Origin of the sequence: Catenuloplanes nepalensis, from assembly GCF_030811575.1 — a bacterium.
GTDB lineage: Bacteria > Actinomycetota > Actinomycetes > Mycobacteriales > Micromonosporaceae > Catenuloplanes > Catenuloplanes nepalensis.
This window is the reverse complement of sequence record NZ_JAUSRA010000001.1, coordinates 2,345,304-2,371,457: the sequence shown is the minus strand read 5'-3', so window position 1 is coordinate 2,371,457 and position 26,154 is coordinate 2,345,304. Positions and strand designations below refer to the sequence as shown.

Below are 26,154 nucleotides of genomic sequence, written 5' to 3'. Positions count from 1 at the left end.
GACGACATTGATTGCCGACCATCAATGATGCCGAACCCGCATTACATTCAGCTACGTCGAAGCGAAGAAGCCGCCACCGGAAAATCGAAGAACGTGTCCGGGTACGGCTCCCCCGTCAGCGTGAAGTGCCACCACTCCTTCGAGTACCCGCTGAACCCGGCCGCGGCCATGGTGTCCCGCAGCAGGAGCCGGTTCGCCAGCGGCGCGCCCATGATCCGCGGGTCGAGCGTGTGCGCGAGCGTGTCGAAGCAGTCGTACCCCGTACCCATGTCGACGCTGTTGTCCTTGAAACGATGCACCCCAGTGCATGCGCCGAGCGGCCGCCCCGGCCGATGGACGGGCTGCACCGCCGCCGGAAGCCGCACGATCGTCACGTCGACGGTGCTGCCGCGGCTGTGCCCGGACCGGCGCGCCAGATAGCCCGCGTCGAACAGGGTCTCCTTGGCGGTCCGCGGGTAGAACTCCGCCTTCATTCGCTGGTCCGCCGGATCCGCCGCCCACGCCGCGAAGTCCGCCACCGCCCGACGCGGCCGGTAACAGTCGTAGACCTTGAGCGACAGCCCGCGCGGCCGCAGGCTCGCCTGCGCCGCCTTCAACGCCCGCGCCGCCGCCTTGGTCACGATGCACAGCGGTTCCCGATATCCCCTGACCGGCCGCCCGACGAAGTTGTGCGACGAGTGATATCGGATGTCGTGCAGGATCGTCGGATCCACGGCCGCGAGGTCGACGAACCGCGCCGGCGCCGGCGCCACGACTAGCGGAAGCGCCGCGAGCAGGGCTTTCAGGTGCAACATCACCACACCATCATCGGGCCGCACAACCGACCTGTCATCCGAATACGCACATTACGAACCAAAAAGGCGAAAGACGTATATTTCACCTCGAGTGGCGCAGATCGCCTGGATCGTGCAGTACCTGACCCGCCTACCGGTCGACGTCCTCGAGATCGACCGCAGCTTCGTCTCGCAGCTCGACAGCACGCCCTCCGGCGCCGCCGTCGCCGAGGCCGTGATCCGCCTCAGTCAGGTCCTCGGTCTCCGCACCGTCGCCGAGGGCATCGAGACCCCGGCCCAGGCCACCGAGCTCCAGCTGCTCGGCTGCACGCACGGCCAGGGCTACCTATTCGCCCGCCCGCTCCCGGCCACCGACCTCAACGAGATGATGGGCACCACGACCATCAAAGGCTGAAAACCTTTCAAACAGCGGATCTTCCCGCTTCCGGCGTGGGCACTTTGCGAGTGCTCCCGCGGGCACCGGCCAGGTGGGTGGTTCCGAAAAACCCTTCCGTCCTCGATGGACGCTCTTCGGCGCGCGGGTTTCGGTGCCTGACGGGATGGACACCAGCACGTCATGAATCCGCTGACGTGGCCGCACTGGCTTCGCCTCCAGATCGTCGCCGTGGCGTGGGCCGTCGTCTGGTATCCGCGAATCGTCGATGGCCCGCCGTCGATTGTGTCCACTCTCGCCGCCCTGGTCGTCGCGCTCCCCGTCATCGGCTGGTACGCGATCCACATCGAGCTGCGGCAGCGGGACGCGGCCAACCGCTATCTGCGGGCGGTCACCGCTCCCTGATCACCGTGGTGGGTGCGGCAGCACCGCACCCACCACGGCCGCACGTTCTCAGACCGTCAGGGTCCAGGTGCTGAGGTAGCCGGTGTCGCCGGAGGCGTTGTCCTTGACCGAGAGGCGCCAGGCCCCGTTCGCGGTCTCGCTGGAGAGGTTCGCCGTGTAGGTCGCGTTGATGTTCGCCGCACCGTCCGATTCGGACGCGGCCTTGAGCACGTAGTAGGAGTTGTCCGGCGCGTAGAGGTAGACGGAGACGTCGCCGCGGAACGGGTGCACCACGTTGACGTAGATCGTGGAGCTGCTGGAGGCGGCCGAGCGGGAGCAGCCCGCGATGGTGATGGTGCTGGTCACCGGCGAGCCCGCGTCCGGGATGGTGACGTCGGTGCCGTTCGTGCCGGTGCAGGTGCCGGAGCCGCCGGTCGGCGACGCGGTGGCGGTGCGGGTGGCGGTCGCGGTCGGGCCCGCCCCGATCACCACGTCGACCGTGACCGTGCTGTTGGTGCAGCCGGCCGCGACCGAGGTCAGCTTGCTCTTCTCGGCCGAGTCGACGGTCAGGCCCCAGCGGGTCTTCACCGCGGTCCACTCGATGACGTAGCGGCAGTGGACGCCGGTCACGGACGGCATCCACTCGGCCGGGTCCTGGTCGCTCTTGGACTGGTTGACGTTGTCGGTGACCGCGGCGAGCGCGCGGGCGTCGCCGAGGTCGTTGGCGAACGACTGGCGCTGCGACGAGGTCCAGTTGCGGGCGCCGGAGTCCCAGGCCTCGGCGAGCGGGACCAGGTGGTCGATGTCCAGGTCGGCCGGGTCGGTCCAGGTGGCGCCGTCGAAGTAGGAGCTCCATCGGCCGCCGCTGAGCGAGCAGCCGGAGCCGACCGTGGGTGCGGTGGTGGCCTCGGCGATGAGGACCTCGTAGCGGGTGTTGCAGCCGTCGCCGTCCGCGTCGATCCAGTGGTTGAACAGGTCGCGGTCGTAGCCGGTGCGGACCTCGGTGGCCACCGGCAGGTTGGCGACCATCGTGCGCAGCGGCTGGGACACGGCGGCGGCCTGCGCGGGCGAGGCGACGACGATCGTGAACAGGCCGGCGGCGGCGATCACCAGCCCGGCCAGAAGACGCACGACGGCGGGGAGCCGGCGTGGGGCGGTCACCGCGGCGGCGCGGCGGAAGGGTCTTCCGGTAGCGGCTGCGGCGTGGCGGAGGGGCCGTCTCATGGTTGTGCTCCCTTGCCTGTGACGAACGGGGTCGCCGCATTTCTAGCCCGCCGTCCCCGACCGTGAGAACACCAAACATGTGAATTCTTCATACTGAAAGGGGACTCTTCGGGAGGCTATCGCCGCGGCGACAACCTCCCGAGGCGGCTCAGCCCAGCGGCGGGATGTTGTGGTTCACCCGGAACAGGTTGCCCGGGTCGACCGCCGTCTTGATCGTGCGCAGCCGCTCCCACGCCGCCGGCTCGTAGCCGGTGGCCACGTCGGCGGCCTCTGTCTCGTACCCGCTGAAGAAGTTGATCTGCCGCCCGCCGGTTGCCCACGGCGCCAGCGCCCGGACCGGCCCGAACAGCGGCTCGCGCAGTTCCTTCTCCATGCCCGGCGCACCGGCCGCGGCCGCGAAGACCGAGAACTTGGCATCGCGGTGGCCGACCGCGTTCGGCACCTCGGGCGCACGGGACAGTGCACCGCCCAGCTGCCGGATCTCGAAGGCCAGCACCGGCGTCTCCACGCCCGGACCGGCGGCCTCGAGCAGCGCGTCCGCGGCCTCGGCGGGGAAGTCGCGCAGCAGCGCGCCCTGCTCGTACGCGGGGATCGGGTCGACCGGGTCGGCGTGGATGGCGGCGAAACCGGTGTACGGCATCTCCCCCACCGCGTCGATGAGCGGCGTGCCGGCCGCGCGCGCGTCCGCGAGCAGCGCCGCGCCCTCCTCGGCGGAGCCCAGGTACGTGAAGCGCAGGTGCACGGTGAGCTTGCCGCGCAACGGCTCCGGCACGAACGGCAGCGGCGGGAAGCGGAAGAGCGCCACGGACGAGGTGAGCGCGTCCGGCGCGTCCGCGACCAGGCGGCGGAACGCGTCGATCACCGGGCGGGCGTCCGCGCCGTCGAAGAAGATGCCGCCCGCGTACATCCGGGTGACCGGCACCAGGCCGACGGTCAGCGACGTGACCACGCCGAAGTTGCCCTTGCCGCCGCGGATCGCCCAGAACAGGTCCGGCTCGGTGTCCGCGTCGATGTGGCGCAGCTCGCCGTCCGCGGTCACGATCTCGGCGGCGCGCACGTGGTCGGCGGCCCAGCCGTAGGTGCGGCCGAGCGTGGAGCTCAGACCGCCGCCGAGCGTGTAGCCGACCACGCCGACGTTCGGCGACGAGCCGGCCAGCGGCGCCAGGCCGTGCGCGGCGGCGGCGTCGACCAGGTTCTGCACTTCGACGGCGGCGCCGACCGTGGCGGTGCCGGCGGCCGCGTCGATCGCGATCTCGTTCATCCGGCGCAGGTTGATCAGCAGCGCGCCGTCGGCCGGCCGGGCCTGGCCGTGGCCGGTCGCGGTGACCGCGACCGGCAGGTTCTGCGCCGCGGCGTAGCGGACCGCGGCCTGCACGTCCGCGACGGAGGTGGCGCCGACCGCCACCGCCGGGCGGCCGGTCATCGCGATGTTCCAGGTCGCGGTCTCCTCCTCGTACCCGGCGTCGCCCGGGGTCAGGACCGGGCCGGTGACCTGTGCGGCCAGGGTGTCGGTGCTCATCGTCGTCGTCTCCTCGTCACGGTTTCCCGGCGGCGTGCCGGGCCCGTGTCCGATGAGACCCCGGGGTGATCGCCGAATCATGGACGTGCGATAGGTGGCGCGTAGACGTCGCGGTCATCGCGTCGCACGCCGGAACCCTCGACACTCGCGCCCCGGCGCTCCCGGAGGAGGTCCTGTTCCGCGGCTATCTGGTGCAGACCGCGCTCGGCCGGCTGCCGCTGTGGGGCGTGACCGCGCTGTCCGTGCTGGTCTTCGGCGTGCCGCACCTGCTGTCCATGTCCGGCGCGCGGTCGCTCGCCGAGAAGGTGCTGTTCCTGCTGCTGCCGATCGGGTTCGCGCTGCTGGCGACCGCGTTCCGGCTGCGGACCGGGTCGGTCTGGCCGGCGGTGGCGGTGCACGGCGGTTTCCACGTGAGCTGGTGGGTGGCCGGGCTGTGGGTGACGCCGCGGCCGGAGACGTACGGCGCGTACCTCGCGGTGGTCGGCGGTGTGCTGCTGGCCGTGGGGCTGGCCGCGGCGGTGTGGGTGGTCACGCGAATGCCCGCAGCTTCGAAGGGTTCCGCACCGCGTGAATCCGATGGATCCGGTCGTCCGTGACCTCGACCGTCATCAGCACGAGCGGCCCGGACGGTGCGGTGACCAGCAGCGCCGGGCCGCCGTTCGCGGTGACGACCGACCAGGTGACGCCGGCGACCGCGTTGAGCTTGCCGGCGATGCCCGCCACGAAGTCCGGGATCCGCCTGCTGACCGGGCGGAGCGTGGCACTGACCACGCCGCCGCCGTCCGCGCTGTAGACCGCGTCCGCGGTGAGCACGGCCTCCAGGCGGCCCACGTCGCCGTCGCGCGCCGCGGCCAGGAACGCGTCCAGCAGCCGACGGTGGGTGGCCGCGTCGGCGGGCGCACGGCGGTGCTCGGCCAGGTGGGCGCGGGCGCGCGTGACGAGCTGGCGGGCGTTCGGCTCGGACACCTCGAGGATCTCGGCGATCCGGCGGTACGGGTAGTCGAACGCCTCGCGGAGCACGTAGGCCGCGCGTTCCCGGGCGCCGAGCCGCTCCAGCAGCACCAGCACGGCGAGTTCGAGGGCCTCCGCGCGTTCGGCGCCGAGCGCGGGGTCCGGGCCGGTCGCGACCGGCTCCGGCAGCCACGGGCCGGGGTAGGTCTCGCGGCGCGCGCGGGCCGAGGTGGCCTCGTTGATCGCGAGGCGGGTGATCGTGGTGACCAGGTAGGCGGCCGGATCCCGCACCGTCCGATGGTCGGTCCGCTGCCAGCGCATCCAGGTCTCCTGGACCAGGTCCTCCGCCTCCGCCACGCTGCCGAGCATGCGATAGCCGATGCCGAACAGGCGGTCGCGCGTGCCGAGAAACGCGGTCAACGGGTCCGGCGGCATCAGACGATCATAAAGCTCAGGCGCTCCGGGGCGACAGGACGTGGCTGCCCAGCAGGCACTGGTTCCAGCTGCGGCAGAGCAGCCGCATCCGGCAAGGACCAACGGCCTGACACGGGGGTACGGCGGGGAGCACCGATACCGGAGGAAGGCCACGGCGGCGCCGCTCGCGATATTCGGTCAGGTGCACCAGGACCCGCACGTGTTCGTTCTCGTCGTTCACCGCGCCTCCAGTTTTCGTTGACGTATACAACGAAAATGGGCGCCCCCGGTTCACCCGGCCACCCGCCCCTGTCACAAAACCCGAACCCGCCCGGTCCTTGTGGGTGAAGCGAATCACCGGAGGGAAGAGACCATGAAGATCGTAGTGATCGGCGGCACCGGACTGATCGGCTCGAAGGTCGTGGCGCGGCTGGCGGCCGAGGGGCACGAGGCGGTCGCGGCGTCGCCGAGCAGCGGCGTGGACAGCATCACCGGCCAGGGCCTGGACACCGCGCTGGCCGGCGCGGAGGTGGTGGTGGACGTGACGAACGCGCCGGCCTGGGGTGAGGAGGAGGTGCTGCATTTCTTCACCACGTCGACCGGGAACCTGCTGGCCGCCGCGCGGAAGGCGGGCGTGCGCCACCACGTGGCCGTGTCGATCGTCGGCGCGGACCGGCTGCCCGGCTCCGGCTACCTGCGGGCGAAGGTCGCGCAGGAGGAGTTGATCAAGGAGTCCGGCGTGCCGTACACGATCGTGCGGGCCACGCAGTTCTTCGAGTTCATCGCGGGGATCGCGCAGAACTCCACGGTCGGCTCCGAGGTGCGCATCCCGACGGCGAAGTTCCAGCCGGTCGCGGCGGACGACGTGGCGGCCGTGGTCGCGGAGGTCGCGACGAGCCCGGCCGCGGACGGGACGATGCAGGTGGCCGGCCCGGAGGTGTTCGAGTTCCCGGAGATCGTGGCGCGCGCGCTGGAGGGCGACCCGCGCACGGTGGTGGCGGACCCGGCCGTCGGCTACTTCGGCGCGGCGCTGCCGGACGACGGCCTGATCCCGGCGGCGGGCACGGCGCGGCTCGGCGCGGTCGACTACGCGACCTGGGCAGCCCGCCGCTGACCCGAAGGTCAGGGCGGGATATACCTCCTCCCGCCCTGACTCAGCGTATTCGCGTAGTTACTCGCATGGGGCGAGAAGGGACCGCGCCCGGTTGTCGGCCGTCCACTGTGGCGTGATGCTGCCTGGCATCCCATCACCGCCCACCGGAAAGGCCACCCCCATGCTGCTCCGCCGTGTCGCGATCGCCGCCGTCCTCGCCGCGACCGCGTTCCTCGCCGTGCCGGGCACTCCCGCGCAGGCCCGGTTCTGCAAGATCGACCACATCTGCTACTGGGACTACTACTCCGACTCGACGCGCACCGAGCTGGTCGGCGGCGTCAACACGCTCTGCGACGGCACGTCGATCTCGTGGGGGCGGCGCACCGGCACGTTCGACTTCTCCGAGACGCCCTGCTGACCCCTTGTTGAAAACCGAGATTGTTCGCTCTGGGCCGTGGGCTCATCCCGGTCGGGATGGGCCACCGGGCGCCGACGATGACGTGCGCCGGACCATGGCAGCGTCGCTCAAACATGAGCCCGCCTCCGGAGCCGAGTCCTTGATCAGCTAGTGTCCGAGCCTGCATATCCGTGACAACGGGCTGTGCGTAACCCGTGTGACGGTACAGAGGTCCAGTTCGTGACGCCTCCAGCCAAGATCTTCCGGTGACCATGGACACCGCCGGAAACGGGACTCCACGCCCACGACTGTCCGTTGATCAGGATGGAACGGGAGCGTGGAGAATGACACAGAACGCAGGACACAGGGTCGTCATCGTCGGCGCCGGTTTCGGCGGGATCTACGCGGCACGGGCGCTGCGTAAGGCCCCGGTGCGGGTCACTGTGATCAACGGCACCAACCACCACGTGTTCGAGCCGCTGATCTACCAGGTCGCGACCGGTGTCCTCTCTCCCGGCGAGGTCGCCACACCGGTCCGCGAGCTGCTCGGCAAGCAGAAGAACACCGAGGTCCGGCTCGGCTGGGTCACCGACGTCGACCCGGAGGCGAAGACCGTCACCGCGACCGGGCCCGGCGGTGCGTACACGGTCGAATACGACTCGCTGATCGTCGCGGCCGGCGCCACCCAGTCGTACTTCGGCAACGACGGCTTCGCCGAGCACGCGCCCGGCATGAAGACGCTCGACGACGCGCTCGACCTGCGCGGCCGCATCTTCGGCGCGTTCGAGGCCGCAGAGGTGGCCACCGACCCGGAGGAGCGCGCCCGGCTGCTCACGTTCGTGATCGTCGGCGGCGGCCCGACCGGCGTCGAGCTGGCCGGCTCGATCTCCGAGATAGCCACCCGCACGCTGCGCGGCCGGTACCGCAACATCGACCCGGCCTCGGCCCGGATCGTGCTGCTGGACGCGGTCGACCGGGTGCTCCCCACGTTCCGGGAGCCGCTGTCGGCCAAGGCGGCGAAGCGGCTGCGGAAGATCGGCGTCGAAGTGCGGCTCGGCACCAAGGTCGTCGACGTGGACGCGGACGGCGTGAAGATCGAGACCGTGGACGGCGCGGAGCGCATCGACGCGGCCACCAAGATCTGGGCCGCCGGCGTGGCCGGCACCACGCTCGGCCGCCGGCTCGCGGAGGCCACCGGCGCGGAGACCGACCGCGGCGGCCGCATCCTGGTCGCGCCGGACCTGACGCTGCCCGGCCACCCGGAGATCTTCGTGGTCGGCGAGTCCGGCACGCTGAACCGGCTGCCGGGCGTGGCGCAGGTGGCGATGCAGGGCGGCACGTACGCCGGGCGGGCCGTCGCGCGGCGCCTCGCCGGCAAGCCCGAGGGCAAGCCGTTCTCCTACTTCGACAAGGGCAACATGGCCGTGGTGTCCCGCTGGAACGCGGTCGCCGGCATCGGCCCGCTCAACCTCGGCGGCCCGGTCGGCTGGCTGCTCTGGCTCGGCGTGCACGTCTTCTACCTGGCCGGCGCCCGCAACCGCACCACGGCGATGTTCCGCTGGGTGATCAGCTTCCTCGGCCGCAACCGCTCCGAGTGGTCGATCCCGGCCAGCCGGATGCCCAACTGACCTTCCGGCACCTGGATCACCAGCGGCCTGCTGGTGATCCAGGCGTCATTGACGTCGTCGGAACAAGGTGAACGACGGCTCGATCATGGATCGTTGGTGTCCGCTGTGGAGCGGCCCGGCCGGATTCGCCGGGCCGCCTCCGGTCAGGCGTCGAGCCGGGCGATCGCCTCGGGCGGCAGCTCGAGGTCCGCGGCGGCGAGGTTCTCCCGGAGGTGGGCGACCGACGACGTACCCGGGATGACCAGGATGTTGAGGTGGCCGCGTCCGTGGGCGCGGTGGCGGAACACCAGGCCGCGTCGAAGATCGTGGACCACCCGGACGTCGGCGAGATCGCGGTGCGGTCCAACGTGCTCGCGATCGGCGGCTCGAACCCGCACGTGGTGGTCTGCACGCCCCGGCCGGGCACGGACGCGCGCGGCAAACTCGACCTGCTGAGGGCGATCGGCACGACGTCGTTCGTGGCTTCGTAACCTCCGGCCACTCTCAACGTATATCGCACCCCCGGTCTTGCGGCAAGCCCCCGGTCGTACCCCAGAATCGCGGTGTTCATGGGCTTGAACTGGGGGTTTGTCGTGATCGACGTAATCGTGGCCGGGGGCGGGCCGACCGGCATGATGCTGGCGGCGGAGCTGCGGCTACAGGGCGTGCACGTGGTGGTGCTGGAACGGGACGCGGAACCGTCGCCGGTCGTCCGGTCGCTCGGGCTGCACGCGCGCAGCATCGAGATCCTGGATCAGCGCGGGATCCTCGACCGGTTCCTGGAGCACGGCACGCGGCATCCGCTCGGCGGGTTCTTCGCCGGCATCCGCAAGCCGGCACCGGAGCGGCTGGACAGCGCGCACGCGTACGTCCTGGGCATTCCGCAGCCGATCACCGACCGGCTGCTGACGTCGTGGGCGGCGGAACTCGGCGCGGAGATCCGGCGCGGGGCCGAGGTGCGCGGGCTGACGCAGGACCCGGACGGCGTCGAGGTGGAGCTGGCGAGCGGTGAGCGGCTGCGGGCCCGGTTCGCGGCCGCCTGCGACGGTGGGCGCAGCACCGTGCGCAAGCTGCTCGGCGTGGGCTTCCCGGGCGAGCCGAGCCGGGTGGACACGCTCCTCGGCGAGATGGAGCTCACCGCGTCGCCGGAGACGATCGCGGCCGCGAACGAGGAGGTGCGCCGGACCCAGCTGCGGTTCGGGATCATGCCGCTGGCCGGTGGCGGGTACCGGGTGGGCGTACCCGCGGAGGGGGTTTCCTCTTCGCCGCCGGCGTTCCAGGACTTCAAGAATCAACTGAAAGCCGTCGCGGGTACGGACTTCGGCGCGCACTCGCCGCGCTGGCTCTCCCGCTTCGGGGACGCGACGCGGCTCGCCGAACGGTACCGGACCGGGCGGGTGCTGCTGGCCGGCGACGCCGCGCACATCCATCCGCCGACCGGTGGGCAGGGGCTCAACCTCGGGCTGCAGGACGCGCACAACCTCGGCTGGAAACTCGCGGCGACGATCCGCGGACGGGCGCCGGACGGGCTGCTCGACACCTACGAAGCCGAGCGGCGGCCGGTCGCGGCGGACGTGCTCGACAACACGCGGGCACAGATGACGCTCATGTCGCTGACGCCGGACGCGCTCGCGGTGCGCCGGCTGGTGACCGAGCTGATGGACTTCGAGGAGGTCAACCGCTTCCTGATCGAGAAGATCACCGCGATCGGGGTACGGTACGACCTCGGCGCAGGCGGCCCGCTCGCCGGCCGGCACCTGCGGGACGTGCGGGTCGGTCAGGGGCGGCTCTACGAGCTGATGCGCGACGGCCGTGGGCTGCTGCTCGACCGGACCGGGTCGCTCTCCGTGGCGCGCTTCACCGACCGGGTCGGCCACGTGCCGGATCCCGCCGCGGAGCTGGACGTGCCCGCGGTGCTGCTCCGGCCGGACGGGCACGTGGCCTGGACCGGCGACGACCAGCCAGGACTGAACGATGCGCTCGCCCGGTGGTTCGGCGCGCCGGTTGACGGGTGATCCGGTGGTTCGGGGCTTGTCGACGGGGCATCCCGTCGGTATGGCGACGATTCTGATGACCGGCGCGGCCGGGGCGATCGGGCAGATGCTCCGGCCCCGGCTGGCCCACCACGACCTGCGGCTGACCGACGTCCGGGCCGGCGACGGCGTCGACGCGCTCGACGTGACCGACGCGGCCGCGGTCGAGAAGGCCTGCACCGGCGCGGACGCGATCCTGCACCTGGGCGGCATCGCCGGCGAGGGCCCGTTCGAGGACGTGCTCGCGGTCAACGTCCGCGGCACCGAACGGGTCCTGTCCGCCGCCGTGCGCACCGGCGTCCCCCGCGTCGTGCTCGCCTCCAGCAACCACGCGGCCGGCCTCCACTCCCGCGCCGACGCCGGCCCCACCGGCCTGGCCGACGACGTGCCGGCCCGGCCCGACTCGTACTACGGCTGGAGCAAGGCGGCGATGGAACAACTCGGCCGCCTCTACCACGACCGCCACGGCCTGCACGTCATCTGCCTGCGCATCGGCACCTGCTGCGAGCACCCCGCCGCGCCGCGCGACCTCTCCACCTGGCTCTCCCCCGACGACGCCGCCCTCCTGTTCGAGGCCGCGCTCACCGCCACCGGCTGGCGCCTGATCTGGGGCGTCTCCGCCAACACCCGCCGCTGGTGGTCCACCACCGGCGGCCTCTCCATCGGCTACTACCCCCGCGACGACGCCGAACCCTGGTCCCGCCGCGTCGGCGAGCCCGACCTCACCTCCCCCACCGACTCCCTGGTCGGCGGCCCCATGCCCACCAAACCCCTGGGCACGCCATAGCGCCTCGCCGTCGCGTCACGATTCCGGCCCACGCCGACGGCAGTACACTGCCGTCGGCGAAATGTCGGAGAAACGGTGGAGGGCTGTCGGTGTACCTGCATCGTCTGCGCATTCGGGGAGTGCGCGGCTTCAACGGTCCCCGAGCCGTCGACCTCCGATTCGAACGGCAGACCTACGACGACGACATTCCCGGCAGATACCGCGGTTTCTGCGTCATCGCCGGCCGCAACGGATCCGGAAAGACGACACTGCTTCGGGCGGCCGCGACCGCGCTGGCCGGCCCGGAAGTGGCGAACAGCCTGACCGAAGGGGACCGCGACTGGGTCAGTCACGGACAATCGGTGGCAACGGTGAACGCCGACATCGTGCGAGACGGCCGGGAGTATTTCCTCGGGAGCGGCCGCACCCTGGATTCCTTCTCCGCCGCGTTGAAATGGGAGCGGACCGAGGGCGCACGAGCGCGTCCCCAGCATGACAAGCGACGCGGGCGTGGGGGCAGAATGGCCGAGACGGCCCTGTGGTCCCCGAAGCCGACCGGCTGGTTCGCCGCCGGCTACGGTCCGTTCCGGCGGTTGGCCGGCACGAGTGGGGAGGTCGCCCGCATCATGGCCGGTGACTGGACCGCGGCCCGGTTCGCGACGCTGTTCCGTGAGGAGGCCTCGCTCGCCGAGAGCGTGCAATGGCTCCAGCAGGTCAACTATCGCGCCAGGGCCGGGCGCGCCGACCACGCCGAACTGGAACGGCACGTCATCGATCTCCTCAACGACGGCCTGTTCCCCGACGGGCACTCGGTCGACCGAGTGGATCCCGACGGCTTGTGGGTCACCCGCGCATCCGGTACCCCGGTCCGGATCGACGAGATGAGCGACGGCTATCGCACGATCACCGCGTTGGCGACCGACATCGTCCGCCAGATCCACGAATGCTACGACGGCGGCATCGAATGGTCACCCGACGGGCCGGCCGCTCTCACCTCCGGAGTCGTTCTCATTGACGAGATCGACGTCCACCTGCACGTGTCGTGGCAGAAGCGCATCGGTCCGTGGCTGGTGGAGCATTTTCCGAACATTCAGTTCATCGTCACCAGCCACAGTCCGTACATCTGCCAGAGTGCGTCGCCGGGCGGCCTCATTCAGTTGCCCGGTCCGGAGGACGACTTCCCGCCGCGTTTCGCCGGCGAGGACCTTTTCCGGCGAGTCGTGAACGGAAGTGGCGACGACGCCGTGCTGACCGAGCTCTTCGGGCTGGACTCGCCGTACTCCGAGCGCGTGGACCGGCTGCGTGCGACGCTCACCCGGCTGGAAAGGCTCGCCATTCGCGGCGAGGCCGGCCCGGAGGACATCACCGCGCTCGCCGAGCTGTCCGAGGCCATCTCGCCGTCACCCGGTAGCCGAGTGCGGGACGTCCTGGGAGACGACGTTTGATCCCGATCGCCCGCCGGCCGCTGCCCGCATCAATCTCGGCGCAACTCGCTGCCAGGACCGCGACGATCGTGGCCAGCGCACACCCGCCCAGGACGGCCCGTGCGAGCTGGAACAGCGCGAAGACGACACGCCAGCAGCTCAAGGGGCAGCTGCTGGGGATGTGCGCACGACCGTCGTTCTGCATGTACTGCTACGAGAGTCGCGGCACGGACGTCGATCACTTCGTACCGATCGTCCGGGATCCGGTGCGGACCTTCGAATGGAACAACCACATCCTCGCCTGCGGATACTGCAACCAGCAGGCGAAGAAGGAACGGTTCCCGACCGATTCGGCGGGGCATCCGCTGCTGCTGGATCCGAGCGTGGACGACTCCGCCGATCATATGACCCTCGCCAGCACCGGGCTCTTCCTCGATCTCACGCCGCGGGGCCGGGAGACGATCGACGTTCTGGGACTCAATGCCCGCAGCGAACTGGTCGAGGCGCGGTACCGGTCGTGGCGCGGTGTGGTCCGGGTGTTCGCCCAGGCGGCACGGGACAAGCCGGCGGTCGACGCCGACGACCTGGAGGATCTGCGCTTCCTGCCGGTCGTGGACGCGTTCCACCACTTCGCGCACGACGCGGCCGCCGGGCGTCTCGTGCACAAGGCGGTCGCGCCTGAGCTGGCGGGTTACGCGTCGCGGAACCTTTCCGCGCTGCGGTCGGTCTTCCCGGACTGCCGCCTGTAGCTCGCCGGACCGCCGGAGGATCAGTCGCCGTGGATGGTGCGGATGCCGTGCAGGCGGTGCCGGAAGGCGGTGCGGTCGAGGCCGGCATGGGTCTGCTCGGCCTGGTCGAGACGGCGGCCGGTGGCCTTCCAGCGGCGGCGGAGCGCGAGGAACCCGAGCACCGCCACGGCCGTGAGCAGGAGGTTCAGCGCGGTCACGAGCATGGGGTTGACGATATGCGGCTTCAGGCGGAGACGGTATCGGAGAGTCGACTGAGTCTCGGGTGTTTCCGCCCCAGCGGCCCCACAGGTTCGCGGGTGGAGAGGGCGTTAGGGTGGGCGGATGTCCGCCGATGGCCAGCCGCAACGTCCCGTACCGCTGATTCTGCTGATCGGCAGTGTGTTCGTGACCGTGACGGTCGTCGAGGTGCTGGCCGGGGGCCTGGACCGGAACTGGCTGGTGAGCGGGCTGTTCCTGGTCGGTGAGTTCGTCATCGGGGTGGTGCTCGCGGTCGCGGTCTGGACGCTGGTGATGACGCGGCGTTCCTGACCCCGGGGCAAGTGTGGGGCGCGTCGCAGTGCTGCGGGAATGACATCGGCCGGGGTCAGAGCGAAGAATGCCTGTGTCCTACACCCTGTCGGTACAGGAGAATTTCGATGTCGCACATCCCTCTGCGCCGCCGTGCCCTGCTCACCGCGGGCGGCGTCGCGGCCGGCGCGCTCGCGCTTCCGGCCGCCGCCTCCGCCGCTCCGGCCGGCGAGCCGGCGCCCACCACCCCGGCCGCGGCCGTGCGGCGGCTGCTCGCCGGCAACCGGCGCTTCACCAGCGGGCGAGCCCGGCACCCGCACCAGTCGCTCGCGCGTCTGCACGAGGTCGCGGCCGGGCAGCACCCGTGGGCCGTGCTCCTCGGCTGCGCCGACTCGCGGGTGTCGCCGGAGCTGCTCTTCGACGAGGGCATCGGTGACCTCTTCGACGACCGGGTGGCCGGCAACATCGTCGACGACCTGCTGCTCGGCAGCATGGAGTACGCGGTGGAGGAGTTCGCGCCGCCGCTCATCCTGGTCCTCGGGCACGAGCGGTGCGGCGCGATCAGCGCCACGATCAACGCGATCAACACGGGCGCGTCGGCTCCCGGGCACATAGCGTCCATCGTGGAGGCGCTGCGGCCGATCGTGGCGCCGTACGCGTCGGCGCCGGACGGTGTGGAGCGGGCCGTGCAGGCCAACGTCCGCGCCCAGGTGGCCGCGATCGTCGCACAGAGCGAGATCATCCGCGAGCGCGTCGAGTCCGGCGAGACCGCCGTGGTCGGCGCCCGCTACGACCTCGACACCGGCGTGGTCACGCTGGTCCACTGATCCCGGCACCGGCCGGTCACCGAGCCGGGCGGGCCGCCGCGCGCCATCACCTCACGGGCAGCGGGTCAACGGATCATCGAGTGATACACGGGGTAGATCAACAGGCGAAGTTGATCGACCCTGTGTATCACTCGATGATCGCTTCGGCGGGTGCACATCGAGCATCCGGCGGCCCGGGGCGACATGATGTGAAAACCAGAGCGGGATCTCCTTCAGCATGAGCGAGTGGCATGGTCCGGGTGTCGGCGGGTGCGGGATCCGCGGGCGGCGTTCCCCGTGGTGACGCCTGATCAGCGCAGGCCGAGGCGCCGGGCGACGCGGGCGGCGTCGGAGGACATGCCGCCGAGCGTGCCGGAACTCAGCGTGTGCTGAAAGGGCAGACCCACGAAACCCAGCGAGGGTACGCCGTGCGCGCGCGGATCCAGCCAGTCGAGGCGGGGACGCAGGCCGGTGCACCAGACCACGGTGGCGACCGGCAGGACGCGGCCGTCCGCGAGCATCGGCAGCCCGTCCCGCACGCCGGTCACCCGGGGCACCCGCACCACGCCGGCGTCGGCCAGCGACCGGGCCGTGTGCCAGATCAGCGGGCTGGCCCGGCGCCGCAGGAACCGCCGGGCCCGCTCCCCCGGCACCGGCAGCCGGTAGAGCGCGCGCACCGCGCGGCTGCGCGCCACCGCGAGCGGCACCGTGCCCGTGCGCGGGCCGGCGAGACAGGTCCGACGGGTGGCGGCGAGCCTGGCGGCGATGTCCGCGCCCGACTGCCCGGCGCCGACCACCAGCACCGGGCCGGCGCCGATCACGTCGCGGAAGGCCACCGAGTGGATCTGGCTGATCGCCGGGTCCAGCGCGTCCGCGAACGGCGGCACCACCGGCACCGCGTGCGCGCCGCTCGCCCACACCAGCCGGTCCGCGACGAGATCGCCGTGGTTCGTGCTCAGGTGGTGCCGCCCGTCCCGGTAGGCGTGTGCCGTGACCGAGGTGCCGAGCCGCACGCCGATCCGCTGCCGGTCCGCGTAGGACTCCAGGTAGTCGGCGTAGTCGTCCTTGCCCGGGTGCGCGTCCGGGTCGCCGGGCAGCGGCAGGCCGGGCAGCGCGCACCAGCGGGCCGGTGTGAACAGCCGCAGCCCGGCGTAGCGGTGCCGCCAGCTGTCACCGATCCGGGCACCGGCGTCGAGCACGATCGGGTCGTGGCGGCGCAGCCGGTCCGCGGTGGCGAGCCCGGCCGCGCCCGCGCCCACCACGACCGTCGTGCCCATCGGGTACGACGATAGACGTCAGCCCAGCACGCGCAGATCGTGGACCAGTTCGGAGAGCGCGACCGGCGGCACGTCGCCGGCCAGCACCACCCGGCGCACGGTCTGCTCCGGCGCGGAGTCGACCGTGTCGGAGGCGTGCCACCCGGGCGTGGTGTCCAGCATCGCGTGCCCGCCGCCGGGCAGCGGCTTCGCCATCTGGACCATGGACGCGTCGTACCAGCGGGTCCAGCCGTGCCGTTCGAGGCCGCGCAGCACCGGATAGCTCACGGTCCGGCCGGCGAACCGGGAAAGCGCCGACGCGTCCGTGTAGTACGGGCGGTCCAGCTGCGGGAACGGCTGCAGCAGCTGGTAGTCGGCGAACACCCCGGCCCACCGCTCCGGGCGGAACTCCACCGGGTGCAGGACACCCACGGTCGACGACGGCGGCAGCGCGAACGGATCGTCGCCGGCGGTGGCGAACGTGCCGTCCTCCGCGACCCGCACGCTCTCGGTCAGCGTGCCTCCGTCGAAGACGCCCCAGACCAGGCGCTGGGCCAGGTGCGTCATCCAGGGGTGGACGGCGAACCGGTCCACGAAGATCGCGGCCGGGATGCGGCGGCCGGTGCACATGGCCCGTTCCAGGCGGGCGACGTGCAGCGACGCGGACGCGCGGGCGGCCCGGCGGATCGCGGCGAGCTCGGCCCGGGCCTGCTTGAACTCCGCCTTCCGGGGCAGGTCGGCCAGCACCCGCCCGGACTCGTCGCGGACGACCGGCAGCAGCCGGTGGTCGAACGCGAGCCGGTACCCGCCGAGGTCGGCCTCCGCGCCGAGCGCCGGCACCATCCGGTCGGCCAACTCGTCCGTGGAGAGCCCGCGCAGCGCCGCGATCTCCTCGATGTGGCCGCGGGCCACGGACGCGAACGCGGGGAAGCGGGAACGCTCGGCCAGCAGGTTCAGCTCGGTCAGCGCGGCGTCGGTGCCGCGGTGCCGGATCGCGTCCAGCGCGGTCTGCGCGCGGGCGGCCGCGTTGGCGCCGGCCCACTGCCGGGCGAGCGCGGCCAGGCGGCGGGCGCCGGTGTCGTCGCCGAGCAGGCCGGTCGCGTGCAGGCACCACGCCTCGGTGGACGGCGTGCCGGCCGCCAGCCAGCGGTCGAGCAGCGCGTCGGTGAACGCGGCCCGGTCCCCGGCGGTGAACCGGGCGCGGGCGGCGAGCACGCCCGGGTGCACCTGGTCGGCGTCGCAGGCGGCCAGCCGTACCAGCAGCAGCTTTTGATCGTCCTCGGGAATGCCGGGCAGCGGCGTCCTCGTCAGGTAGGTGGGGATCCGCGGCTGCTTGGCCCGGGGCGCGGCCAGCGGGTCCAGCTCCAGCAGCGCGAGCAGATCGTCCCGGGCCGACGAGGCCTGCGCGAGCAGCAACGCCCGGTGTCCCTGCGCGTCGAGCCAGCGCAGCGCGCGGCCGAGCACCGGGTCGGCCCGGTCCGCGATCCACTCCGCGACGATGCCGGCCGCGGCGTGCCGGGGGTGACGCAGCAGCCAGGCGCGGGCCGGGCGGCGGTGCTTCCTGACCGCGAACGCGCGCGCGATCGGCCCGGCCAGTGCGGCATGACCGATCGGCTGCGCCGCCGCCAGCGCGGCCTCCACACTGGACCGGTCGTCGAACGCGGCCACCAGCGCCGGCACGTGGCTCGCGCCGTGCCGGAGCAGCACCAGCGGCAGCACCCAGCGCACCCAGTAGGAGTGCTGGGCGAAGCCGAGCGCCATCAGCCGGTCGTGCGTCCAGCGCGGCGCGAGCGCGAGCGCGGTGAACGGCGCCGGGATCGCCCAGTGCTCGTGATGCTCCAGCCACGCGGTGACGGCCGCGGTGTCGCAGTCGCCGATCGGCACGCCGTCCCACTGCGCCGCGTCCGCGTGGACACCCAGGGCCTCGGCCGCGGCCCGCTCGTGCTCCCGCCAGTCGAGCACGGGCGCCACCGGCACGGACGGCTCGGGCGACACCGGATGCGCCGCCTCCGGCGGCCGATAGGCGAACGGCGCTCCCGGGGGTACGGACCGGTCGTCCTCCTCAGCCCGGATGCCCGCACCCGGCACATGGTCCGCACCCAGGATCTCGCGTGCGCTCTCGTGGTCGACGTGCCCGAGCAGCGCGGTCCAGACCGCGTTGTAGTGCGCGTGGTCGTGGAACGGCCAATCCGGGCGCATGCGGGCGAGGATCGGGCCGGCCCCCGCGAACTCCAGCAGGCTCGCCAGGTAGAGCCGGCCGCCGGACTGGCTGAAGAACTCGTGCCGGACCCGCGGGTTGGCCTCCAGGAACCGCTCGACCGTGGCCGCGTCGCCGGCCGCCAGCCCGCACGCGTGCACGTCACAGTTGCCGAACTCGCCCACGTTGCGCAGCGCGGCGTCGTGCGCGTCGCGCTCCTCCGGGCCGGACGCCGGGCCGACCGGCAGCAGGAACGACACGGCCCAGAACAGGTCCGCGAGCCGGCTGCCGTCGAGCTGCTTCGCCTGACGGTCGCGGGCGTCCAGGATCGCGTCGCGGGCGGCGGCGTAACCGGCGTCGTCCGCGAGGACCAGCAGCTGGCGGAGGCGGCCGAAGACGCCGACGCCGCTGTACGGCAGGTCGCTGTCGAAGCCGCCGATGATCCGCCGGGCCGCCTCGGGCAGTCCGTGCGCCGCGGTCAGGAAGTCGGCCAGCCAGTCGTCCTGCGGCCCGCCGTACCAGGTGAACCGGTTCCGGACCGCGCGGACCAGCGCGTGGTCGTCGTCCGCGCCGCCGACCCGGGCGGCCGGGTCGAGCAGCCGCTCGCCGAGGACGCGGTCGTCGCGCGCGGTCGAGGTGACGTAACCCCAGACCCGGGACGACTCGGCCTTCTCCGTGGTCATCATCCGGTCGACGGACCAGACGTGGTGGCGCAGCCCGGCCCAGGCCTCGTCCAGGCCGGCGAGCGGGCGGACCGGCACGGCGATCCCGCCCCGGCGCGGGTGCAGGACGCCGCGCAGCGCGCCGGTGACCAGGACGTCGCCGCGCCGCTCGTCCGGAAGCGGCACCGGCGTCCACGGCGGCGGCGCGGGCGAGGGAGCGGGCGCGTTCCACGAGATCACCGGGCCAACCTAGCCTGCGCGGTCACGCACCCGCTGGACGTCGCGCTCTCCGTGTTCCTCTCCGTCTCCTGCGACGACGTCGACTGGCCGGAGGACCTCGGCACCTACCGGCGCGCGGTCACGGAGGACCGCAGGCGGTACCCGCTGTTCGGCTCGGCCGCCGCCGACGTCGTCCCCTGCGCCCACTGGGGCTGGGAGCCGGCCGAGCCGCCGGCCGAGATCATCCCGAACGACGTGCTGATTGACCCTGCCCCAGGGACACGGTGTCCAATGGCGGGATGCGAACCACCGGTGGCTGGAGCACACGGGAGCTGGCCCGGATCGCCGGCACGACGGTCAAGACCATCCGGTACTACCACCGGATCGGGCTGCTGAGCGAGCCGGAGCGGGCGGCCAACGGCTACAAGCTGTACCGGACCGCGCACCTGGTCCGGCTGCTGCAGATCCGCCGGCTCGTGGACCTCGGCGTGACGCTCGCCGACGTACCCGCGATGGAGGAGTCGGCCGAGGGCGCGGAGCAGGTGCTCCGCGCCCTCGACGCGGAACTGGCCGCGAGCATCGAACGGCAGCAGCACATGCGCGAGGAACTGGCCGCGGTCCTGGACCGCCCGCACCTCGCGGAGCTCCCGGCCGGCTTCGGCAACCTCCCCGACGACCTGCCCGCGGCCGAGCGGGGCCTCTTCACGGTCAGCGCGCAGGTCTTCACGCCGGAACAGCTGGAGCCGCTGCGCAACCTCCCCGACGAGCCGCGTTCCGCCGTCGCCGTCGAGTTCGACACACTGCCCGCCGACGCGAGCGACGAGACCCGGCAGAGCCTGGCCGAACGCTTCGCCCCCGAGGTCCGCCGCGGCTGGGACGCCCACCCGGAGTTGCTGGCACTCGCCCAGACCGGCGGCCCACTCGTCTCCCCGGTCATGCTGCGCAGCATCGCCGAACTCTTCACCCCGGCCCAGATCGACGTCCTGCAACGCATCAACGCCATCCTCACCGGCGGTTAGCCGGCCGCGCGCTTCAGCAGGCCGGCGACGAGATCCTCGTGCTCCGGAGTGAGCGCCGTGATCGCGTAGGCGCTGGGCCACATGGCACCGTCGTCGAGCATCGCGTTGTCGTTGAAGCCGAGCGTGGCGTAGCGGGTCTTGAACTTGCCCGCCGGCTGCAGGAACACGAGAACCTTGCCGTCCTTGGCCCAGCCGGGCATGCCGTAGTAGGTCTTCGCGGTCAGCTGCGGCGCGTGCTCCCTGACCAGCGCGTGCAGACGCTCGGCCAGGGCGCGGTCGTCGTCGCCCAGCTCGGCGATCTTCGCCAGCAGATCGGCCTCGGCGGTCGCGCTGTTCTTCTGGCGCTTCAGCTCGGCCGCGCGCTCCTTCATCGCGGCGCGCTCCTCGGCGGTGAAACCGTCGTCCTTCTTCGCTGCCATGGTCGGCTCCCTCTCGCAGGTCCTGACCTCATGCTAGGCAGCGCCGACGTGCCGGACTTCTCGAAAACTGATCGGTGCCCGCGCTCCAGCCCCAGATCAAATTCCTGATCTTCCCGCTTCCGGCGTGGTGGCGTTCCGAGTGCTCCCGCGGGCACCGGTCCCGCGGCGGGCGGGCAGTTCAAGAACGGGCAGGTCGTGCCTCGGGGGTCCGCATGCTGCGGTTTCGCGGCAGGCGGACAGAACAAGACCGGGCACGACCTGCCCCGGGTTCCCCTGCTGCGGTTCCGCGGTGGGCGGGCAGAACAAGACCCGGCACGACCTGCCCCGGGTTCCCCTGCTGCGGTTTCGCAACGGACGAACAGAACAAGACCCGGCACCGACGTAACCCGGATTCCCTAAGGCGCGACTCCGCAGCGGCTTGCGGACAGAACAAGACCCGGCACGACGTGCCTGCCGGGCGCTGCGCGCTCGGCATTTACCGACGCTGCAGGTTGCGAGGCGCGTGGAGCACCGTCAGAGGGTGAAGTTCGACTTACGCTCACGATCGGGCGCTCCGCGCCCGATATTTCATCTTATTGGCGACGCGGGTGTGACCGTTACGTTCAAGGCGCCTCCGGCGGGCCTCGGGCTCCGGGGGAGGGCGTGGGTTCCAGCCGGGTTGGGGTCCGCTGGCCCGGCTGTTTTTCGTGGGTGGCATGGGTGGGGTTTCGTGTGCCCGGCTGCCCCGTATGCCGTCTTCCAGGACAAGCCGAGCAGATCATCGGCAGGGCCGCCAGCTTGGGTCTTGGCCGGCATGGTCGTCGCTGCGCGCCGTCCTTGCCTTTGCTGCGGTGTCGTGGTGTGTGGCGGCCCTGCCGATGATCTGCACCCCCAAGGGTGGTCGACGGCATACGGGGCAGCCAGGCGCCGGCGGTCTGCGCTGGATGCGCGCGATCAGAGATCAAAACCGGCCTTACGGGCCCAGAAGTCGATCACGTGTCGCAAATCGTTGTTATCCGGCTCTCTGAACAACGATTTGCGACACGTGATCGACTTTAGGGGTTGAATACCACAGCCTTTATGTTGATATTTCGGGCACTGCTGGGGTGATGGGGGAAGGCTTGTTTCTCGATCATCTTGAGGAAAGGGGGTCGCGCGCGCTTGCTGCCCGATGGGCGGCGATGCTGGGGCACGTCGGCCAGGGACGTTTCCGCGCTCAGCTGAAGTCGAGTTCGCCGGTGCGGGTGCGCTTGAGTTCGAAGAAGTTCGGGAAGCTCGCCAGCGCGACCGTGCCGTCGAAGATCTTCAGGGCGTCGGCGCCGCGCGGGATGCTGTTCATGACCGGGCCGAAGAAGGCCACGCCGTCGATGTGGATGGTCGGGGTGCCGACGTCGTCGCCGACCGGGTCCATGCCCCGGTGGTGGCTCTTGCGGAGCGCGTCGTCCCATTCCTCGCTGGTCGCGGCCGCGGCCAGCGAGGCGGGGAGGCCGACTTCGGCGAGCGCCTCCGGGATGACCGTGTCCAGTTCGCGTTTGCGGCCCTGGTTGTGGATGCGGGTGCCGAGCGCGGTGTAGAGCGGCCCGAGGACCGCGTCGCCGTGCTGCTGCCAGGCCGCGGTGACGACGCGGACCGTACCCAGGGAGCGGTTGACGGTCTCGCGGTAGCCGGGGTCGAGGTCGCGGTTCTCGTTCAGCACGAACAGGCTCATCACGTGCCAGCGAAGGTCGATCTCGCGCTGTTCGCGCACCTCGAGGATCCAGCGGGACGTGATCCAGGCGAACGGGCAGGCCGGATCGAAGTAGAAGTCAACGGTGGTCACCTCGGGAGACTATGCCGCCGGACAGATCATCTGAGCGGCGAACAGCTGGTTTGCCGCACTGTTCACACTCGGATGGGCGCGGGAATGATCTCCAGCCGTGGTGGGTTGAACGCCCGCCGTACCGCGTCGTCGATCTCGGTCCGGCCGTCGATCTCGTGCAGCTTGCGCCGGGCCACCGACTGCACCATCGGGTCGGGGATCCGGTAGCGGCCGTCCGCGTCGTCCACCACCAGATGCAGGTCGACCAGCGAGTCGAGCGCGGTCAGCGCGGTGTTCTCCGTGCCGCACAGCATCGCGGCCACCTCCGGTACGGTCGCGGCGCAGGACGCGGTCGCGGCCAGGAACCGCAGCGTGCGGGCCGTCTGCGGGCGCAGCAGGTGGTACGCGCGGATCATCGGCGCCTCCGCGATGACGCAGTCGTCGTGCAGCGGCGCGTACGGGTCGTGCAGCTCCGTGGTCAGCTCCTCCACGATCGACCGGAGCGTGCGGTGCGGCCGGCGCCGGACCCGCTCCGCGCAGAGCCGGACGGACAGCGGCGCACCGTCGATCGCCGCGATCGCGGTGCGGACCATCTCCCGGTCCGCGGCCGCCCGTTCCGCGCCGGCCACGTGCTCGAACAGCCGCATGGACTCGTCGTCGGCGAGCCCGCGCAGCGTCACCCAGCTGGTGCCGGGCAGCCGGTGGTGCCGGCGCCGCGAGGTGAGCAGCACGGCCGCGTGCGGCAGCGCGGACCGCACCACCGCGACGTCGGCCGGGTCCTCCACGTCGTCGAGCACGATCAGCGGGCGGCGCTCGCCGGCCGCGGTGCGCAGCAGCGTGGCCCGGCCGGTCGCGGTCGCGGGCAGCTCGCCGTCGGCCATGCCGAACAGCCGCAACCAGGTCAGCAGCGTCTCCGCCAGGTCGTCCGGCGCGCTCAGGTCCGCGTAGAGCCGGCCGTCCGGGAAGGCGGCCGCGAGCAGGTGCGCCGCGTGCACGGCCGTGCTGGTCCGGCCGAACCCGGGCAGCGCGGTGATGCCGACGGTCGCGCCCGGCACCAGCGCCCCGGTGATCACGGCCAGTTCCGCGACCCGGCCGGTGAAGTCGGGAAGGTCGGCCGGGAGGTACGTCGGGCCGGTCCCGGTCTCGGCGGTCAGCAGGTCAGGGTCGCCCCGCAGGATGCGCCGCTGCATCTCGCGCAGCGCCGGACCAGGGTCGAGCGCCAGCTCGTCGCGCAGCAGCGCGCGGCCGTGCCGATAGAGTTCCAGCGCCTCCGCCTGCCGGCCGCGACGGTAGAGCGCGAGCATCAGCAACGCCCGGAAACCCTCCCGCAGCGGGTAGGTCTCGACCAGCTCGGTCAGCCGGGTCAGCTCCTCCGCGCTCGCGCCGGACGTCTCCAGCCGCGCCGTGAACAGCAGTTCCTCCGCCGCCACCCGGGTGTCCTCCAGCCGCGCCCGGGCAGCCTCCGCGGCCCGGCCCGGCACGCCCGCCAGCGCCTCGCCCTCCCACCGCGCCAGCGCGGCGGACAGCAGCTCGGCCGCGGCGGTCGCGTCACCGGCGCGCATCCGCTCGTGGGCCGCCGCCACGCCGGCGTGGAACGCGGTCACGTCGACGTCGGCCCGTCCGGCGCTCAACGCGTACCCCCGGCCGATGTTCTGGATCGAGACGACGGTGCCGTCGAAGAGGCGCCGCAGCCGGTAGACGTAGGTGCGCAGCGTCGCGACCGCGCTGTCCGGCAGGTCCTCGCCCCAGACCGCCGTGACCAGGTCGTCCGTGGACGCGACCCGCCCGTCCCGGATCAGCAGCGCGGCCAGCAGCGCCTGTTGCTGCGGCGACCCGACCGTCTGCGGCACCCCGTCCCGCCACACGCGTAACGGTCCCAGGGCGCTGATGCTGATCGCGGCGGTCATCCCCCAAGGATGACCGGTCCCGCCCCACCCCCACGATCGGCTTCCGGTCACATGGGCGACCGTCACATCCCGCGGGGCGGTACGGCGGGTCGTTCTTCACCTGGAAACAGCGTCTACGGTGTCGTCATGGCCTCGTTGCGCGACGATGCGTATGCCGAGTTGCGGCACCGGATAGTGAATCTGGTCTATGCGCCGGGGCAGCGGCTGTTCGAGCGGGACCTGGCGGCGGAGCTGTCGGTGTCGCGGATTCCGCTGCGGGAGGCGTTGCAGTCACTGCGCAATGACGGGCTGGTGGTGTCGGTGCCGCGGCAGGGCGTGGTGGTCGCACACTTCACGGCGGACGACGTGCGTGATCTGTTCGACGTGCGGGAGAGCCTGGAGTCACTGGCGGCCCGGCTGGCCGCGGCCCGGGTGGGCGACGACGGCCTGGGCCGGCTGCGTGCGTCGATGGCCGCGGCCCGGACCGCGCTCGGTGCCGGCGACGATTCGGCGGTCGCGGCCGCGAACGCGGCATTTCACCGCGAGCTGGTCGTGATGGCCGCGAATCCGCTGCTCTCGGCGATGATGCGGCCGCTGGAGGCGCGCACCCAGTGGCTTTTCAACCTGACCAGCCGCCGGGACCCAGAGCCTGTATCGACGTGGGAGACGGGCTGCGGCGAGGTCCAGGCGCCGCCTGGCCGCACGTCGCACAAGCCCACATACAACACCGGTATGCGGACTTCCGCGCCGCACACCCGGACGGCACCTGGCCCGCGCCTCGCTCCGCCCCCCACGTCGATACAGGCTCTCGTCCAGAAGTGCGACGAGCATCAGGGGTTGTACGAGGCGGTGGCGGCCGGCGCCGCGGACCGCGCGGGCGCGCTGGCGTTCACGCACGTGGCGTCCGGGCGGAAGGAGAGCATCGCGCTGGCGGCGGCGTGGTCGGCCGGCGTGGTCGACCCGGTCGAGGCGACCCGCACCCGCCGCCGGCTCACTGAGCCGGCGGGTAGTACGCCTGCGGCGCCTCCGGCATGACGTAGGCGGGCGGCGCCTCCGCGGCCTTGGCGGCGAGCCCGTCCCGGACGTTCTTCTGCACGGCCACGGCCGCGAACAGCGTCATGCCGAACGCCAGCCCGTAGAAGCCCTTCTCGCTGAGCGCCATGCCGCTGTTCCACAGGCCGGCCACCAGCATCACCACGCCGGTGCCCATCACCAGCCAGGACAGGCCCAGGTAGAGCGCGGAGACCGGGATGCCCTCGGTGCGGTCCCGGACCGCCTTCTGCACGGACACCGCGGCGAACACGCCCATGATGAGCACGGCGGCGTAGAAGCCCTTCTCGCTCTTCGTCATGCCCGCGTTCCACAGGCCGATCGCGAAGCAGACGACGCCGAGCAGCAACGCCGCCCAGGACGCGCCGATGAAGGCCGGGGTGGGCTTGCCGTGGTTCGCCATGGGGGTCTCCGTGGGTGCGGTGTCGCCGGCCCTGCGCCGGTGTCGGCCATAGCCTTTCCGAAACCGCAGCTCAGGGCGTGAGTAGTGGTACTCAGCGGCGCCTGGATGTGACCGGCACCACGGACGTTCACGACGCGCGCCGGGTGGGCGCCGCGCGGGCCGGGTCCGGTTGCAGTGGGTAGAGGTGGTGCGGAAGGACGGCGCGCCGACGCTGGCCGCACCGAT

The 26,154-nt window shown here is 72.0% G+C and carries 27 protein-coding genes; 15 read left to right on the top strand and 12 right to left on the bottom strand.

Going from position 1 to position 26,154, the window contains the following annotated elements; all coding sequences use genetic code 11:
* Window positions 1-47: 47 nt before the first annotated feature.
* Window positions 48-794, bottom strand: a complete 747-nt coding sequence (locus J2S43_RS09825; RefSeq protein WP_306828515.1) for a M15 family metallopeptidase — start codon at window positions 792-794, stop codon at window positions 48-50.
* Window positions 795-885: 91 nt separating this feature from the next.
* Here J2S43_RS09825 and J2S43_RS09820 point away from each other — a divergent pair, with 91 nt between their 5' ends.
* Window positions 886-1,188 (top strand): EAL domain-containing protein, encoded by a 303-nt coding sequence (locus J2S43_RS09820; protein WP_306828513.1) that lies wholly within the window; start codon window positions 886-888, stop codon window positions 1,186-1,188.
* 162 nt (window positions 1,189-1,350) lie between these two features.
* Complete coding sequence (locus J2S43_RS09815; protein WP_306828512.1) at window positions 1,351-1,572, top strand: hypothetical protein; 222 nt, start codon at window positions 1,351-1,353, stop codon at window positions 1,570-1,572.
* Between the two features lie 48 nt (window positions 1,573-1,620).
* Here the strand turns inward: J2S43_RS09815 and J2S43_RS09810 are convergent, their stop codons facing one another.
* On the bottom strand, window positions 1,621-2,775 hold the full coding sequence (locus J2S43_RS09810) for a proprotein convertase P-domain-containing protein (protein WP_306828511.1): 1,155 nt from the start codon (window positions 2,773-2,775) through the stop codon (window positions 1,621-1,623).
* Between the two features lie 148 nt (window positions 2,776-2,923).
* Window positions 2,924-4,294, bottom strand: a complete 1,371-nt coding sequence (locus tag J2S43_RS09805) for an FAD-binding oxidoreductase (RefSeq protein ID WP_306828510.1) — start codon at window positions 4,292-4,294, stop codon at window positions 2,924-2,926.
* A 65-nt stretch (window positions 4,295-4,359) separates the two neighbouring features.
* Between J2S43_RS09805 and J2S43_RS09800 the strand changes: the two genes are divergently transcribed.
* Entirely contained in the window at window positions 4,360-4,890 is a 531-nt protein-coding gene (locus tag J2S43_RS09800; protein WP_306828509.1) for a CPBP family intramembrane glutamic endopeptidase, read from the top strand.
* On the opposite strand, the gene sigJ is transcribed toward J2S43_RS09800, so the two are convergent.
* On the bottom strand, window positions 4,823-5,680 hold the full coding sequence (sigJ, locus tag J2S43_RS09795) for an RNA polymerase sigma factor SigJ (protein WP_306828508.1): 858 nt from the start codon (window positions 5,678-5,680) through the stop codon (window positions 4,823-4,825). The two genes, J2S43_RS09800 and sigJ, sit on opposite strands and share 68 nt — an antisense overlap.
* Window positions 5,681-6,032: 352 nt before the next feature.
* Here sigJ and J2S43_RS09790 point away from each other — a divergent pair, with 352 nt between their 5' ends.
* The 3 genes from J2S43_RS09790 to J2S43_RS09780 all read left to right on the top strand — a co-directional run bounded on the left by J2S43_RS09790 (window position 6,033) and on the right by J2S43_RS09780 (window position 8,777).
* Entirely contained in the window at window positions 6,033-6,773 is a 741-nt protein-coding gene (locus J2S43_RS09790) for an SDR family oxidoreductase (RefSeq protein WP_306828507.1), read from the top strand.
* A 160-nt stretch (window positions 6,774-6,933) separates the two neighbouring features.
* Window positions 6,934-7,170, top strand: coding sequence for a DUF6289 family protein (locus tag J2S43_RS09785; RefSeq protein ID WP_306828505.1), 237 nt, complete (start codon window positions 6,934-6,936; stop codon window positions 7,168-7,170).
* Window positions 7,171-7,493: 323 nt separating this feature from the next.
* Window positions 7,494-8,777 carry an NAD(P)/FAD-dependent oxidoreductase gene (locus J2S43_RS09780; protein ID WP_306828504.1) on the top strand — a complete coding sequence of 428 codons (1,284 nt, stop codon included), beginning with the start codon at window positions 7,494-7,496 and terminating at the stop codon, window positions 8,775-8,777.
* Window positions 8,778-8,920: 143 nt separating this feature from the next.
* Here J2S43_RS09780 and J2S43_RS09775 read toward each other — a convergent pair whose 3' ends face one another.
* Window positions 8,921-9,064, bottom strand: coding sequence for an aldo/keto reductase (locus J2S43_RS09775; RefSeq protein ID WP_306828503.1), 144 nt, complete (start codon window positions 9,062-9,064; stop codon window positions 8,921-8,923).
* Between J2S43_RS09775 and J2S43_RS09770 the strand changes: the two genes are divergently transcribed.
* The 5 genes from J2S43_RS09770 to J2S43_RS09750 all read left to right on the top strand — a co-directional run bounded on the left by J2S43_RS09770 (window position 9,053) and on the right by J2S43_RS09750 (window position 13,728).
* On the top strand, window positions 9,053-9,247 hold the full coding sequence (locus tag J2S43_RS09770) for an MmyB family transcriptional regulator (protein ID WP_306828501.1): 195 nt from the start codon (window positions 9,053-9,055) through the stop codon (window positions 9,245-9,247). The genes J2S43_RS09775 and J2S43_RS09770 overlap by 12 nt on opposite strands.
* A 102-nt stretch (window positions 9,248-9,349) precedes the next feature.
* Window positions 9,350-10,771, top strand: coding sequence for a rifampin monooxygenase (gene rox, locus J2S43_RS09765; RefSeq protein ID WP_306828500.1), 1,422 nt, complete (start codon window positions 9,350-9,352; stop codon window positions 10,769-10,771).
* 40 nt (window positions 10,772-10,811) lie between these two features.
* On the top strand, window positions 10,812-11,576 hold the full coding sequence (locus tag J2S43_RS09760; protein WP_306828499.1) for an NAD-dependent epimerase/dehydratase family protein: 765 nt from the start codon (window positions 10,812-10,814) through the stop codon (window positions 11,574-11,576).
* Between the two features lie 89 nt (window positions 11,577-11,665).
* Window positions 11,666-13,000, top strand: coding sequence for an AAA family ATPase (locus tag J2S43_RS09755; protein WP_306828498.1), 1,335 nt, complete (start codon window positions 11,666-11,668; stop codon window positions 12,998-13,000).
* Window positions 12,997-13,728: an HNH endonuclease gene (locus tag J2S43_RS09750; protein ID WP_306828497.1), complete on the top strand. Its 732-nt coding sequence runs from the start codon at window positions 12,997-12,999 to the stop codon at window positions 13,726-13,728. Before J2S43_RS09755 ends, J2S43_RS09750 begins: the two co-directional genes overlap by 4 nt.
* A gap of 20 nt (window positions 13,729-13,748) precedes the next feature.
* On the opposite strand, the gene J2S43_RS09745 is transcribed toward J2S43_RS09750, so the two are convergent.
* The gene (locus J2S43_RS09745; protein WP_306828496.1) at window positions 13,749-13,931 is read right to left on the bottom strand and encodes a hypothetical protein; all 183 of its coding nucleotides are present in this window, start codon (window positions 13,929-13,931) and stop codon (window positions 13,749-13,751) included.
* A gap of 118 nt (window positions 13,932-14,049) precedes the next feature.
* Here J2S43_RS09745 and J2S43_RS09740 point away from each other — a divergent pair, with 118 nt between their 5' ends.
* Window positions 14,050-14,256 carry a hypothetical protein gene (locus tag J2S43_RS09740; RefSeq protein WP_306828494.1) on the top strand — a complete coding sequence of 69 codons (207 nt, stop codon included), beginning with the start codon at window positions 14,050-14,052 and terminating at the stop codon, window positions 14,254-14,256.
* Window positions 14,257-14,363: 107 nt separating this feature from the next.
* The gene (locus tag J2S43_RS09735; RefSeq protein ID WP_306828493.1) at window positions 14,364-15,062 is read left to right on the top strand and encodes a carbonic anhydrase; all 699 of its coding nucleotides are present in this window, start codon (window positions 14,364-14,366) and stop codon (window positions 15,060-15,062) included.
* A 290-nt stretch (window positions 15,063-15,352) separates the two neighbouring features.
* Here J2S43_RS09735 and J2S43_RS09730 read toward each other — a convergent pair whose 3' ends face one another.
* Both J2S43_RS09730 and J2S43_RS09725 read right to left on the bottom strand, forming a co-directional pair.
* The gene (locus tag J2S43_RS09730) at window positions 15,353-16,318 is read right to left on the bottom strand and encodes a flavin-containing monooxygenase (RefSeq protein ID WP_306828492.1); all 966 of its coding nucleotides are present in this window, start codon (window positions 16,316-16,318) and stop codon (window positions 15,353-15,355) included.
* 18 nt (window positions 16,319-16,336) lie between these two features.
* Window positions 16,337-19,396 carry a DUF4132 domain-containing protein gene (locus J2S43_RS09725; protein ID WP_306828491.1) on the bottom strand — a complete coding sequence of 1,020 codons (3,060 nt, stop codon included), beginning with the start codon at window positions 19,394-19,396 and terminating at the stop codon, window positions 16,337-16,339.
* Between the two features lie 278 nt (window positions 19,397-19,674).
* On the opposite strand from J2S43_RS09725, the gene J2S43_RS09720 reads away from it, so the two are divergent.
* Window positions 19,675-20,394 (top strand): helix-turn-helix domain-containing protein, encoded by a 720-nt coding sequence (locus tag J2S43_RS09720; protein WP_306828489.1) that lies wholly within the window; start codon window positions 19,675-19,677, stop codon window positions 20,392-20,394.
* On the opposite strand, the gene J2S43_RS09715 is transcribed toward J2S43_RS09720, so the two are convergent.
* From J2S43_RS09715 to J2S43_RS09705, 3 genes are all read right to left on the bottom strand, one after another.
* Window positions 20,391-20,813: an iron chaperone gene (locus J2S43_RS09715; RefSeq protein ID WP_306828488.1), complete on the bottom strand. Its 423-nt coding sequence runs from the start codon at window positions 20,811-20,813 to the stop codon at window positions 20,391-20,393. The genes J2S43_RS09720 and J2S43_RS09715 overlap by 4 nt on opposite strands.
* Before the next feature lie 1,195 nt (window positions 20,814-22,008).
* Entirely contained in the window at window positions 22,009-22,611 is a 603-nt protein-coding gene (locus J2S43_RS09710; protein WP_306828487.1) for a mycothiol-dependent nitroreductase Rv2466c family protein, read from the bottom strand.
* Window positions 22,612-22,673: 62 nt separating this feature from the next.
* Window positions 22,674-24,497, bottom strand: a complete 1,824-nt coding sequence (locus J2S43_RS09705; protein WP_306828486.1) for an AfsR/SARP family transcriptional regulator — start codon at window positions 24,495-24,497, stop codon at window positions 22,674-22,676.
* 126 nt (window positions 24,498-24,623) lie between these two features.
* Here J2S43_RS09705 and J2S43_RS09700 point away from each other — a divergent pair, with 126 nt between their 5' ends.
* Window positions 24,624-25,511: a GntR family transcriptional regulator gene (locus J2S43_RS09700; protein WP_306828484.1), complete on the top strand. Its 888-nt coding sequence runs from the start codon at window positions 24,624-24,626 to the stop codon at window positions 25,509-25,511.
* Here J2S43_RS09700 and yiaA read toward each other — a convergent pair.
* Window positions 25,468-25,929, bottom strand: a complete 462-nt coding sequence (gene yiaA / locus J2S43_RS09695) for an inner membrane protein YiaA (RefSeq protein ID WP_306828483.1) — start codon at window positions 25,927-25,929, stop codon at window positions 25,468-25,470. The two genes, J2S43_RS09700 and yiaA, sit on opposite strands and share 44 nt — an antisense overlap.
* Between the last annotated feature and the right edge of the window lie 225 nt (window positions 25,930-26,154).

Excerpts from the sequence above, each read along its gene's own strand:
- J2S43_RS09825 (WP_306828515.1), bottom strand. The coding sequence starts at position 794 with ATGTTGCACCTGAAAGCCCTGCTCGCGGCGCTTCCGCTAGTCGTGGCG.
- J2S43_RS09815 (WP_306828512.1), top strand. The coding sequence starts at position 1,351 with ATGAATCCGCTGACGTGGCCGCACTGGCTTCGCCTCCAGATCGTCGCC.
- J2S43_RS09810 (WP_306828511.1), bottom strand. The coding sequence starts at position 2,775 with ATGAGACGGCCCCTCCGCCACGCCGCAGCCGCTACCGGAAGACCCTTC.
- J2S43_RS09805 (WP_306828510.1), bottom strand. The coding sequence starts at position 4,294 with ATGAGCACCGACACCCTGGCCGCACAGGTCACCGGCCCGGTCCTGACC.
- sigJ (WP_306828508.1), bottom strand. The coding sequence starts at position 5,680 with ATGCCGCCGGACCCGTTGACCGCGTTTCTCGGCACGCGCGACCGCCTG.
- J2S43_RS09790 (WP_306828507.1), top strand. The coding sequence starts at position 6,033 with ATGAAGATCGTAGTGATCGGCGGCACCGGACTGATCGGCTCGAAGGTC.
- J2S43_RS09785 (WP_306828505.1), top strand. The coding sequence starts at position 6,934 with ATGCTGCTCCGCCGTGTCGCGATCGCCGCCGTCCTCGCCGCGACCGCG.
- J2S43_RS09780 (WP_306828504.1), top strand. The coding sequence starts at position 7,494 with ATGACACAGAACGCAGGACACAGGGTCGTCATCGTCGGCGCCGGTTTC.
- J2S43_RS09760 (WP_306828499.1), top strand. The coding sequence starts at position 10,812 with ATGGCGACGATTCTGATGACCGGCGCGGCCGGGGCGATCGGGCAGATG.
- J2S43_RS09745 (WP_306828496.1), bottom strand. The coding sequence starts at position 13,931 with ATGCTCGTGACCGCGCTGAACCTCCTGCTCACGGCCGTGGCGGTGCTC.
- J2S43_RS09740 (WP_306828494.1), top strand. The coding sequence starts at position 14,050 with ATGTCCGCCGATGGCCAGCCGCAACGTCCCGTACCGCTGATTCTGCTG.
- J2S43_RS09735 (WP_306828493.1), top strand. The coding sequence starts at position 14,364 with ATGTCGCACATCCCTCTGCGCCGCCGTGCCCTGCTCACCGCGGGCGGC.
- J2S43_RS09730 (WP_306828492.1), bottom strand. The coding sequence starts at position 16,318 with ATGGGCACGACGGTCGTGGTGGGCGCGGGCGCGGCCGGGCTCGCCACC.
- J2S43_RS09720 (WP_306828489.1), top strand. The coding sequence starts at position 19,675 with ATGCGAACCACCGGTGGCTGGAGCACACGGGAGCTGGCCCGGATCGCC.
- J2S43_RS09715 (WP_306828488.1), bottom strand. The coding sequence starts at position 20,813 with ATGGCAGCGAAGAAGGACGACGGTTTCACCGCCGAGGAGCGCGCCGCG.
- J2S43_RS09705 (WP_306828486.1), bottom strand. The coding sequence starts at position 24,497 with ATGACCGCCGCGATCAGCATCAGCGCCCTGGGACCGTTACGCGTGTGG.
- J2S43_RS09700 (WP_306828484.1), top strand. The coding sequence starts at position 24,624 with ATGGCCTCGTTGCGCGACGATGCGTATGCCGAGTTGCGGCACCGGATA.
- yiaA (WP_306828483.1), bottom strand. The coding sequence starts at position 25,929 with ATGGCGAACCACGGCAAGCCCACCCCGGCCTTCATCGGCGCGTCCTGG.